This is a genomic window from Consotaella aegiceratis, from assembly GCF_036541425.1.
GTDB lineage: Bacteria > Pseudomonadota > Alphaproteobacteria > Rhizobiales > Rhizobiaceae > Consotaella > Consotaella aegiceratis.
In genome coordinates this window covers 149,001-160,590 of sequence record NZ_JAZHFT010000001.1, presented here as the reverse complement: position 1 = coordinate 160,590, position 11,590 = coordinate 149,001, and the positions used below count along the sequence as shown (strand labels likewise).

The 11,590-nt window shown below is 65.6% G+C and carries 8 protein-coding genes and 1 pseudogene; 5 read left to right on the top strand and 4 right to left on the bottom strand.

Features of this window, described 5'->3' with window-relative positions:
- Window positions 1-9 precede the first annotated feature (9 nt).
- A complete protein-coding gene (locus tag SMD10_RS00710) occupies window positions 10-663 on the bottom strand; it encodes a glutathione S-transferase family protein (protein ID WP_331683706.1) in 654 nt (217 codons plus the stop codon).
- A gap of 140 nt (window positions 664-803) precedes the next feature.
- On the opposite strand from SMD10_RS00710, the gene coaBC reads away from it, so the two are divergent.
- Window positions 804-2,024 carry a bifunctional phosphopantothenoylcysteine decarboxylase/phosphopantothenate--cysteine ligase CoaBC gene (coaBC, locus tag SMD10_RS00705; protein ID WP_331683705.1) on the top strand — a complete coding sequence of 407 codons (1,221 nt, stop codon included), beginning with the start codon at window positions 804-806 and terminating at the stop codon, window positions 2,022-2,024.
- On the top strand, window positions 2,021-2,470 hold the full coding sequence (dut, locus tag SMD10_RS00700) for a dUTP diphosphatase (RefSeq protein WP_331683704.1): 450 nt from the start codon (window positions 2,021-2,023) through the stop codon (window positions 2,468-2,470). The genes coaBC and dut overlap by 4 nt, the downstream gene beginning before the upstream one ends.
- An 80-nt stretch (window positions 2,471-2,550) precedes the next feature.
- Here the strand turns inward: dut and SMD10_RS00695 are convergent, their stop codons facing one another.
- Window positions 2,551-3,375 (bottom strand): GGDEF domain-containing protein, encoded by an 825-nt coding sequence (locus SMD10_RS00695; RefSeq protein WP_331683703.1) that lies wholly within the window; start codon window positions 3,373-3,375, stop codon window positions 2,551-2,553.
- Window positions 3,376-3,705: 330 nt separating this feature from the next.
- Between SMD10_RS00695 and cysK the strand changes: the two genes are divergently transcribed.
- On the top strand, window positions 3,706-4,698 hold the full coding sequence (cysK, locus tag SMD10_RS00690) for a cysteine synthase A (protein WP_331683702.1): 993 nt from the start codon (window positions 3,706-3,708) through the stop codon (window positions 4,696-4,698).
- 123 nt (window positions 4,699-4,821) lie between these two features.
- Here cysK and SMD10_RS00685 read toward each other — a convergent pair whose 3' ends face one another.
- On the bottom strand, window positions 4,822-5,109 hold the full coding sequence (locus SMD10_RS00685) for a hypothetical protein (RefSeq protein WP_331683701.1): 288 nt from the start codon (window positions 5,107-5,109) through the stop codon (window positions 4,822-4,824).
- Window positions 5,110-5,302: 193 nt separating this feature from the next.
- On the opposite strand from SMD10_RS00685, the gene gyrB reads away from it, so the two are divergent.
- Complete coding sequence (gene gyrB, locus SMD10_RS00680) at window positions 5,303-7,735, top strand: DNA topoisomerase (ATP-hydrolyzing) subunit B (RefSeq protein WP_331683700.1); 2,433 nt, start codon at window positions 5,303-5,305, stop codon at window positions 7,733-7,735.
- 39 nt (window positions 7,736-7,774) lie between these two features.
- On the opposite strand, the gene SMD10_RS00675 is transcribed toward gyrB, so the two are convergent.
- A complete protein-coding gene (locus SMD10_RS00675) occupies window positions 7,775-9,529 on the bottom strand; it encodes a SulP family inorganic anion transporter (protein WP_331683699.1) in 1,755 nt (584 codons plus the stop codon).
- A gap of 355 nt (window positions 9,530-9,884) precedes the next feature.
- Here SMD10_RS00675 and treS point away from each other — a divergent pair.
- A pseudogene (gene treS / locus SMD10_RS00670) lies at window positions 9,885-11,588 on the top strand (maltose alpha-D-glucosyltransferase); the annotation flags it as partial.
- Window positions 11,589-11,590: the final 2 nt, after the last annotated feature.

Here is an 11,590-nt window from a genome sequence, read left to right as displayed (position 1 = left end):
AGAGACGGATCAGGTCTCGATCGCGGGCTCCGGCAAGCCGGGTTCAGTTCCGACGAAGCTGGCGAGCCTCGAAGCCCGGTTCCACCACTGGCTCAAAGCGGGAAATGGCATCAAGGCAGCGCGGTCGGCCTGGAGATAATAACCGAACATCGGAGCGAGATGGCAGTCGGCCAGGGTGATCTGCAGGCCATCGAGAACGCGGCCCTCCGCCGCGATGACCTCCAAAGCCGTGAGAACCGGCGGTGCTGCGGCCAGACCTTCGGCGATTTCGGCTTCGCTTGCCGGCTCTCCTGTTCGCGGGCGGAAGACGCGATGGGCAAAGACCTGCCGAACCATCGGCCGGTAGCCGTAGCTGTCCATGATGGCGATCGCCTGGGTCATCCGCGAGAGGCTCCGGGCATCCGTGGGACACAGGCATGGTCCATCGAAGGTGGCGTCGATATAGCGAGCGATCGCACCGGTCTCGTAGATCGTAAAATCGCCGTGCCGCAGAACCGGAACGCGCCTGAACGGATGCAATTCGGCATAGTTTCCGGGAAGCGTCGGCGAAAACGGATCGATCTCGACCTGATCGTAGGCAACACCCTTCTCCTGTAGGACCATGCGCACGATGCGGGTGTAGACGCTAAAGCGGTACCCGTAGAGGAGCACGCGATCGGCCATGACGGCTGGTCCCTCTTCTGAAGTCCCGCCTCTATCCGCCTTGGGGATGGTCGCCGGGGCGGATGAAAGGCCTGGCGGCTTTTCTCAGCCGGCGAATTCGTTCATATCGGCATCCTATCCGATTCAGCGACGGCCTCGCCATGTCTCTCGTCGAAAAGCGTATCCTGCTGATCATCTCGGGCGGTATCGCCGCCTACAAATCCCTGGATCTGATCCGGCGCCTGCGCGAACGCGGCGCCTTGGTTACGCCCGTCATGACACGCGCGGCCCAGGAATTCGTCACACCCCTGGCGGTCGGCGCGCTCGCCGCGACCCATGTCCACACCGATCTCTTCGACCGCCAGGACGAGCACGATGTCGGCCATATCCGGCTGGCCCGCGAGGCCGATGCCGTGGTCGTCGCGCCGGCGACGGCCGAGCGCATGGCCAAGCTCGCGAACGGGTTCGCCGACGATCTGGCGGCGGCCGTGTTGATTGCGACGCGGGCACCCGTTCTGCTGGCGCCGGCGATGAACCCGGCCATGTGGGCGCACGCCGCGACCCGGCGCAACGTCGGGCGGCTGACGGCCGATGGCGTTCGTTTCGTCGGGCCGATGCGCGGCGAGATGGCCGAAAGTGGCGAAGCCGGCCTCGGGCGGATGGCCGAGCCGCTGGAGATCGTCGCGGCGCTGGAAGCGCTGTGGTCGTCGCAGGAGCCCGGTCCGCTCGCCGGCCGCCATGCGGTGGTGACGTCCGGGCCGACGCATGAGCCGATCGACCCCGTGCGTTACATCGCCAACCGCTCCTCCGGTCGTCAGGGCCACGCGATCGCGGCCGCCCTCAAGTCCCTTGGGGCCACGGTGACGTTGGTCTCGGGGCCGGTGGCACTCGCCGATCCCGAAGGCGTCGAAACCGTGCATGTGGAAACGGCGGATGAGATGCTGGCCGCGGTCCGGGCGGCGCTGCCGGCCGACATTGCCGTCTTCGTCGCGGCGGTGGCCGACTGGCGGGCCGACGCGGCCACGGACCACAAGATCAAGAAGACGGCGGGCGGCCCGCCGACGCTGACGCTCGCCGAAAACCCCGATATTCTCGCCACCGTCGCCCATGCCGCGAACCGGCCGGCGGTCGTGGTCGGCTTTGCGGCCGAGACCGACGACTTGATCGACAATGCCAAGGCCAAGCTGGCCAGGAAGGGCGCCGACATGATCGTCGCCAACGACGTGTCGCCGGCCTCCGGCGTGATGGGCGGCACGCGCAACACCGTCCGTCTCGTCACCTCCGCCGGCGTCGAGGCCTGGCCGGCGATGGATAAGGACGAGGTAGCCGGCCGGCTGGCTGAGCGGCTCGCGACCCTTTTGGCAGATGGAGAAGCCCGATGACCGCCGTCCGCATTGCCGTCAAGCGTCTTGCCCATGCGGAAGACCTACCGCTGCCGAACTATGCGACCGCGGGGGCGGCCGGCGCCGATCTGCGCGCGGCGCTGTCGGAAGCCATGACGATCAAGCCCGGCGCGCGGGCCATGGTGCCCTCGGGGCTCGCCTTCGAGATTCCGGAAGGGTTCGAGGTGCAGGTGCGCCCACGCTCGGGCCTGGCGGCCAAGCACGGGATCACGCTGGTCAACGCGCCGGGCACGATCGACAGCGACTATCGCGGCGAGGTGATGGCGATCCTCGTCAATCTCGGCAGCGAACCGTTCACCGTTGAGCACGGCGACCGCATCGCCCAACTCGTTGTTGCGCCGGTGCTGCAGGCGGCCTTCGAGGAGAGCGAGGCTCTGGCGGAGACGACGCGCGGCAGCGGCGGCTTCGGCTCCACGGGACGGTGAGGAGAAACCCATGACGCTGGGCGGGCTGTTTGCGCATTCCGCTGGAGCGACGCTGCGATTCCCGTGAACGCGGGCTCGCTCTAGCGCGGTACGGCTCTCAGGCGCGTCAGTATCGGTCCGTTCGGGCCGAGACCAGGCCGGCTGCGGCCTTCGTTGGCGGGCAGTGTGCCGGGGCTGAGCTCCACGCGGTTGCGGCCGCGCTGCTTGGCTCGGTAGAGGTGTTCGTCGGCGGTGCGATAGATGATGTCGAAGGGGAGAGGCTCGCGGAACGCGACGCCGCCGATGCTGACGGACAGCCGGATCTTGTTGCCGGGCGGACCGACCTCGATGGTGTTGACGCACTGGCGAAGCCGTTCGGCGGCGAGGCTGGCGCTTTCGCCATGAGTGCCGCGCAGCAACACGCCGAATTCTTCGCCGCCCAGGCGGCCGATCGTATCGGTGCTGCGCAGCGAGCGCCGTAACGTGGAGGCGATGGCATAGAGCACTTGATCGCCTGTCGCATGCCCCATCCGATCGTTGATCTGCTTGAAATGGTCGACGTCGATCATGAGCAGCGTGTGGCTGCTGTCTCGATTGTCGGAGCGCAGTCCGCGGGCTTCCTGCGTGACCAGGCGGGCGAAGGCGGCCCGGTTGAGGACTTTGGTCAGGTCGTCGGTCGTGGCGGCGCGTCTCAGGCCGGAATTGATCCGGTTGAGATGCGCGACCCGCAGGGTCAGGAGCACATGGTGGCAGATGACCGCGCCGAGCGAGAGGACCAGCGCCAACGTGATCCCCGTTTCCACCGCTTGAGGGCCGAAGCCTCGAAAAGCATAGAAGGCGCAGATGGATGCGATCGCGGCCGCCGTCGCGGCGCTGAGGGCAAGCTCCCACCAGAGCGGCTTGGTGTGCGGCTGTCGAACGGACATAATCCCTCCCCGCGGTCGTCATGATCGTGGTGAAGAAGAACCAAGCACGCCGCGATCCAACATCGGGTGAAGGGGCGAAGAAAAATATTAAATAAAATCAGTATGTTATAGTCTGTTACCGATTTATCTTACGCCGTGATGGGCAGGCGGCGTGAGCGGTGACGGAAAAATCGTCCGTAAGAATGACGGCGTATAGAAATCTGTTCCTGCTCTGGCCGCCGCTCGATGCATTCCGACCTCGTGCCGGAGGTCGGCACGCCCTAGCTATAGTGGGATGTATGACGGCCGGACACCCGGTGATCGAAGCCTCGAACGGGAAGGACGAAAGCGATGGACAGGCCTGATATCGGTAGCGGCGCGCGGACCAGAGGGCGCGGTCGAATCTATGATTCCATCATCGACACGATCGGCGACACGCCGCTCGTGCGCCTCGACAAGCTGGCGCGAGAGAAGGGTGTGAAGGCCAACCTTCTGGCCAAGCTCGAATTCTTCAATCCGATCGCCAGCGTCAAGGACCGGATCGGCGTGGCGATGATCGAGAAGCTGGAAGCCGAAGGCAGGATCACTCCCGGCAAGACGACGCTCGTCGAGCCCACCTCGGGCAACACCGGCATCGCGCTGGCCTTCACGGCGGCCGCCAAGGGCTATCGTCTGATCTTGACGATGCCGGAGACCATGTCGGTGGAGCGGCGCAAGATGCTGCGCCTGTTCGGCGCCGAACTGGTGCTGACGGAAGGCGCCAAGGGCATGAAGGGTGCGATCGCCAAGGCCGAGGAACTGGTCGCCCAGACGCCCGACGCGGTGATGCCGCAGCAGTTCGACAACCCGGCCAATCCTCAGATCCACCGGGTAACCACCGCCGAGGAAATCTGGAACGACACGGGCGGCAAGGTCGACATCTTCGTGGCGGGCATCGGCACCGGCGGCACGATCACCGGCACCGGTCAGGTGCTCAAAGAGCGCAATCCGGACGTGAAGGTCATCGCCGTCGAGCCGGAGGCTTCTCCGGTCCTGGCCGGGGGCAACCCGGGACCGCACAAGATCCAGGGCATCGGCGCCGGCTTCGCGCCGTCGATCCTCGATACGTCGGTCTATGACGAGATCGTGCCGGCGAGCAACGACGAAGCGTTCGAATATGCGCGTCTGGTGGCCCGCCTGGAAGGCGTTCCGGTCGGCATCTCGTCGGGTGCGGCACTCTCCGCCGCCGTCAAGGTCGGGTCTCGCGAGGAGAATGCCGGCAAGAACCTGGTCGTGATCATTCCGTCCTTCGCCGAGCGCTATCTGTCGACGGCGCTGTTCGACGGGCTCGAACCCGCCGAGTAAGGGGCCGACAAAACGAGGCTGCCGGCAGCCGTTCTTTCGGGCGGCCGGCCAACCCGGCTGACCGTTGTCAACGCTGGATCGGGGAGTTCGGCCTCGGCTCTCCGCGAGCTTGAGCGGAAAAGGTCAGTTCGTGCGGCCGGCCAGGCAGCGGCGATAGGCTTCGTCGCCGGTGCGCCGGGCCTGTTCGGCTGTCCCTTGGCGAACGACCCAGGAATCCTCGTCGGTGTCGACGCGGTCTTCATAGGCATTGGAGGCCGTCTGCCGGGCATAGGTTCGGCAGAAAGCTTCGGTGCCACGTGGCTTAGGGTTGGCCGAGACCGGCGTTCCCGGATAGGGGGTGTCGGGAACGGGACTGATCGCCGTGCATCCCGCCACGGTCAGACATGCCAGAAAAGCGGCAGCGGATTTCATCGTATTCTCCTTGGCCTCCACTCCGATTCAATACCCGGAACGGTGCCGGGTTCCGTCGGGCGGGTTTCCCTACGCCACGAACGGGCTGCCGGCACACCCGCGCTTGGATTGAAGGGCTGAAAACCCTATATTTGATCGTCATGAATGGCGATTCGCCGGCGTGTGGCCGGTTCGCTGCAGCCCAAGGAATTCAATGTCAGACACGAACCCGACGATCCCCGGGCCCGACACCGAATACGGCGCCGATTCGATCAAGGTGCTCAAGGGGTTGGACGCCGTGCGCAAGCGTCCGGGCATGTACATCGGCGACACCGATGACGGCTCGGGCCTGCATCACATGGTCTACGAGGTCGTCGACAACGCCATCGACGAGGCATTGGCTGGCCACGCCACCGAGGTGACGGTCACGCTGAACGCCGACGGCTCCTGCACGGTGACCGACAACGGCCGCGGCATTCCGACCGACATTCACACCTCCGAAGGCGTGTCTGCCGCCGAAGTTATCATGACCCAGCTGCACGCGGGCGGTAAGTTCGACCAGAACTCCTACAAGGTCTCGGGCGGCCTGCATGGCGTGGGCGTCTCGGTGGTGAACGCGCTCTCGGTCTGGCTGAAGATGAAGATCCGGCGCCAGGGCCATGTCCACGAGATGGCGTTCACCGACGGCGTGCCGGATGCGCCGCTGGCGGTGACCGGGGATGCCACCTCGCTGACCGGCACCGAGATCACCTTCATGCCGTCGCCGGTCACCTTCACCAAGACCGAATTCGACTTCGCCACGCTGGAGCATCGGCTGCGCGAGCTCGCCTTCCTGAACTCGGGTGTGCGCATTCTGCTTACCGACAAGCGGCCGGCGGACGACAAGCGCGTCGAGCTGCACTATGACGGCGGTCTGGAGGCGTTCGTTCGCTACATCGATCGGGCGCGCAAGCCGTTGATCGCGGAGCCGATCGTGATCGTCGGCGAAAAGGACGGCATCACCGTCGAGGCGGCGTTGTGGTGGAACGATTCCTATAGCGAGTCGGTGCTCTGCTTCACCAACAACATCCCGCAGCGCGACGGCGGCACGCATCTGGCCGGGCTGCGCGGTGCGCTGACCCGGCAGGTCACCGGCTATGCCGAGGCCTCGGGGTTGTTGAAGAAGGAAAAGGTTCAGCCGACGGGCGACGACTGTCGCGAAGGCCTGAGCTGCGTCCTGTCGGTCAAGGTGCCCGATCCGAAATTCTCGTCGCAGACCAAGGACAAGCTCGTCTCCTCCGAGGTCCGGCCGGTGGTCGAGAACCTCATCAACGAGGGCCTGAACCGGTGGCTGGAGGAGCATCCGCCAGAGGCCCGGACGGTGATCGGCAAGGTGGTCGAGGCTGCGGCGGCGCGCGAGGCGGCGCGCAAGGCGCGCGAGCTGACCCGGCGCAAGGGCGCGCTCGACATCACCTCGCTGCCCGGCAAGCTCGCCGACTGCCAGGAGAAGGATCCGGCGAAGTCGGAGCTGTTCCTGGTCGAAGGTGATTCCGCCGGCGGCTCGGCCAAGGGCGCGCGCTCGCGGCAGAATCAGGCGATCCTGCCCTTGCGCGGCAAGATCCTCAACGTCGAGCGGGCCCGTTTCGACCGCATGCTGTCGTCCGACCAGATCGGCACCTTGATCACGGCGCTCGGCACCTCGATCGGCAAGGACGAGTTCAACGCCGACAAGCTGCGCTATCACAAGATCATCATCATGACGGACGCCGACGTCGATGGCGCCCACATCCGCACGCTGCTGTTGACCTTCTTCTTCCGGCAGATGCCCGAGCTGATCGAGCGCGGCTACGTCTACATCGCCCAGCCGCCGCTCTTCAAAGTCACGCGCGGCAAGCAGTCCCAGTACCTGAAGAACGAGAAGGCACTGGAAAACTACCTGATCGAGGGCGGCCTCGACGATGCGGTGCTGGAGCTTGCCTCGGGCGAGATGCGCGCCGGAGCCGATCTGCGCCTGGTGGTCGACGAGGCAGCCAGCGTTCGCTCGATCCTGACCGGCCTGCACAGCCGGTACGACCGCTCGATCGTCGAACAGGCGGCCATCATTGGCGCTCTCAAGCCCGAGGTCGCCGAGGATCCGGATCAGGCGCAAGCGATGGCCGAGCGGGTGGCGGCCCGGCTCGACACCATCGCCGAGGAAACTGAGCAGGGCTGGAGCGGCGAGGCGGTCGCCGGCGGATATCGCTTTAGCCGCACGGTGCGCGGCGTGACCGAGGTGCGCAGCCTCGACGAGGCGCTGATCCACTCCGCCGACGCCATACGCCTCAGCCGTCTGGCTTCCGCGCTGGAAGAGGCCTACGGCGAACGGCCGGTGCTGAAGCGCAAGGAGACCGAGCGCAGCCTGTCCGGCCCGCTGGACCTGATCGCGACCGTCTTCGAAGTCGGCCGCAAGGGGCTGTCGCTGCAGCGCTACAAGGGTCTCGGCGAGATGGATCCCGAACAGCTCTGGGAAACCACCCTTGATCCGCAGGCACGCTCGCTGCTCCAGGTTCGGGTGAACGACGCGAGCGACGCCGATCAGCTGTTTGCCCGGCTGATGGGCGACGAGGTAGAGCCGCGCCGCGAGTTCATTCAGGACAACGCGCTGTCGGTCGCCAATCTCGACATCTGAGGTCGCGCCGGTTGGGGGCCGGCCGTTCGTCGGTTCCCCTTATGCGCCGCCTTGGCCGATCGTTTCCGGTGATGGCGTCGATGGCGCCTGTGCATCGGATCGGTGGTCGGCAACCGCCTGTTCGACGCTCGCCGCATAGGTGACGTGGGGCGGCCGCAGGCCGTGGGTCAGGAGGCTGCGCCGAACGGCGGGCGCGGCTCCGGTCACCACCATCTTCGCGCCATGGCTTTCCACGCGCCGCGCAATGACGCCGATCGCGTTGGCGGCGGTGGAATCGAGGAACGGCACGGCCGAAAAGTCGATGACGAGCGTCCGGTAGCGATCACCGATCCGATCGAGAATCGAGCCGACGCTGGAGGCTGCGCCGAAGAAGAAGGCGCCCGAGATCCGGTAGATCACCATCTCCGGGTCGGTGGCCTGCGCCGGGCTGTAGCGCGGCCGCCCGCCAGCGGCGTCCGATCCGTCCTCGAGCAGCGGCGGAACATGCGCCTCGATACCGGTGGTCTGGGCCATCCGGTGGATGAAGAGCACCGCGCCGATGGCAAATCCGACGACGATGCCGGTCGTCAGATCCCGGAAGACCGTCAGCAGAAACGTCGCGAGCAGCACCACCGCGTCGCCCTTCGACGAGCGAAGGAGCAGCACGAACTCGTGCTTTTCCGCCATGTTCCAGGCGACCATGACGAGCACCGCGGCGAGTGCGGCCAGCGGAATGGCGCTGGCGAGCGGTGCGGCGAGCAGCATGAACAGGAACAGGAAGACGGCGTGCAACATGCCGGAGACCGGGCCGCGCGCGCCGGTGCGCACGTTGGTGGCCGTGCGCGCGATCGTTCCCGTCACGCACAGGCCGCCGAACAGCGGCGAGACGATGTTGGCGATGCCCTGCGCCGCGAGCTCGCAGTTGGAGCGATGCCGACGCCCGGTCATGCCGTCGGCGACCACCGCCGACAAGAGCGACTCGATCGAGCCGAGAAGCGCGAAGGAAAAGGCGTCGGGAAGCACCGCCATCGCCTTGTCCCACGACAGAGGCGGCAGGCTCGGGGCGGGAAGCGTGCGGGGAATGCCGCCGAAACGCGAGCCGATGGTCTCGATCGGCAGGTCGAACACCCATGTCGCCAGGGCGGCCAGCGCGACCGCGATGAGCATGCCCGGGAAGGACGGGATCGATCGCTTCAGCGCCACGATGACGAGGATCGAGGCGAGCGCCACGCCGACCGCCGCCGGATTGACAGTCGCGGCGGCCGCGCCGAGCGTCTCCATCTTTGCCAGGAACTCGCCGGGCTCGGGCCCGGCGAGCGTCAGGCCGAAGAAATCCTTCAACTGGCTGGCGAAAATGATGACGGCGATGCCCGCCGTGAAGCCGACGGTGACCGGATAGGGCAGAAACTTGATGTAGCTGCCGAGACGCAGAAGACCGAGCGCCAGCAGAATGACGCCGGACATCATCGCGGCCAGCAGAAATCCGTCGAGGCCATGGGTATGAATCGTCGCTGCGACCAGGACGATGAAGGCGCCCGCCGGGCCTCCGATCTGAAAGCGGCTGCCGCCGAAGAGCGAGACCAGGAAGCCGCCGACGATAGCGGTGTAGAGCCCGCGGTCAGGCGTCGTTCCCGAGGCGATGGCGATCGCCATCGACAGCGGCAGGGCGACGATCGCCACCGTCAGGCCGGCGATGGCGTCGGTCCGCAGATCCTTCAGCCCGTATCCCTCGCGAAAGACGGTGATGAGCTTCGGCGTGAAGAGCTCCGCAAACGTGGCGGGTGCGACAGGGGAGGAGGGAGATGATGCACTCATGTTCAACGCGCCGCTGTCGGCGCCGGTCCGAGGGAAGGGCACTCGCTTGGAGGTCTGGGAGGTAGGAGGGTCGCACTTTGACGTCGAACGGTGCGGACGGCAATCAAATTCGTATGGCCCCGGCCGCTGTCACCGTTGAATTTCCTGCCGTGTGGCCCGGATGCCGGATTGGCCTCCGCCGGAGGAACGGTGGCGACGGATCGCCTGGCTCGACGCCGTCATCGTCGTTGTCCGATCGGGACGATTGATTGGGCTGGAACAAATCCCGCTCTACGCGCTTACCACGACTGTGCCGGGCTGATGGGACGGGTTGCCGGCCGATGTTTGTTGTCCATCGAGCACGGTCCTTATTTCCATGCGAACTATCGAATTCAACGCCGCGATCGGCGAGCCTCGCACGCATGCCCATTCAGAAAGCGGCCTCGAGCCGGCGTCTGAACCGCCCTGCTGGTACAAGGACGCCATCATCTACCAGCTTCATGTCCGCTCCTTCTACGATTCCAACGGCGATGGCATCGGCGATTTTGCCGGACTGACCCAAAAGCTCGATCACATCGTCGATCTGGGCGCCAACACGATCTGGCTGCTGCCGTTCTTCCCCTCGCCGCTCAAGGACGACGGCTACGACATCGCCGACTATTGCGGCGTCAATCCCGCCTACGGGACGATGGAGGAATTCAAAACCTTCATCGACGCCGCGCATGAGCGAGGTCTGCGCGTCATCATCGAACTCGTCGTCAACCACACCTCGGACCAGCATCCGTGGTTCCAGCGAGCCCGCAACGCCGAACCGGGCAGCCCGGAGCGGGACTATTACGTCTGGAGCGAGACCGGGCACGAATATGCCGACGCCCGTGTGATCTTCCTCGATTCCGAGACCTCGAACTGGGCCTGGGACCCGGTCGCGCGGGCCTATTACTGGCATCGTTTCTATAGCCACCAGCCGGATCTCAATTTCGACAATCCACACGTCGCCGCGGAGGTCGACAAAATTCTCGACTTCTGGCTCGACCACGGCGTCGACGGCTTTCGCCTGGACGCGGTCCCCTATCTGGTGGAGCGCGACCAGACCAACGGCGAGAACCTGCCGGAAACCCACGACGTGCTCCGGCAGATCCGCAGGAAGATCGAAGAGCGCAAGCCCGAATGCGTGCTTCTGGCCGAAGCCAACCAGCGACCGCAGGATGCCATTCCCTATTTCGGCCATGGCGACGAATGCCATATGGCGTTTCACTTTCCCCTGATGCCGCGCCTGTTCATGGCGCTGGCGCAGGAGGACGGAACGCCGATCGTCTCGACGGTGGAAAGCACCATGCGGCTGCCCGAGCGCTGCCAGTGGGCGATCTTCCTGCGCAATCACGATGAACTGACGCTGGAGATGGTCTCCGACGAAGAGCGCGAGACCATGCTGCGATTTTACGCGACGCATCCGCGCCTGCGGATCAATCTCGGCATCCGTCGGCGGCTCGCCTCGCTGGTCGACGGCGACCGCAAGCGCATCGAGCTTCTGAACGCGCTTCTGTTCTCGCTGCCGGGAACGCCGGTTCTCTATTACGGCGACGAGATCGGCATGAGCGACAATCCCTTTCTCGGCGACCGAGACGGCGTGCGCACGCCGATGCAGTGGTCGCCGGACCGCAATGGCGGCTTCTCCGGCGCCAACACGATGGAGCTGTTCCTGCCGCCCGTCGTCGATCCGCTGTTCGGCTACGAGGCGGTCAACGTCGATACCCAGCGACAGATCCGGACATCCCTGCTCAACTGGATGCGCTGGATCATCAAGGTGCGCAACGAAAGCCGGGTCTTCGGCTGCGGCGACATCCAGTTCGTGCCGTCGAGCAACAAGCGGCTTTTGACCTATACGCGCTCATTCGACGGAGAGGCCGTCCTGTGCGCCGTCAATTTGTCGGAGACGGCCCAGGCCGCTGAGATCGACCTGTCCCGCTATCGGGACCATGTGCCGCTCGATCTCTTCGGCGGATGCAAATTCCCGATGGTCGGGGAATTGCCCTATCAACTCAGCCTGCCGGGCCATACCTTTTTCTGGCTGAAGCTGTCGCC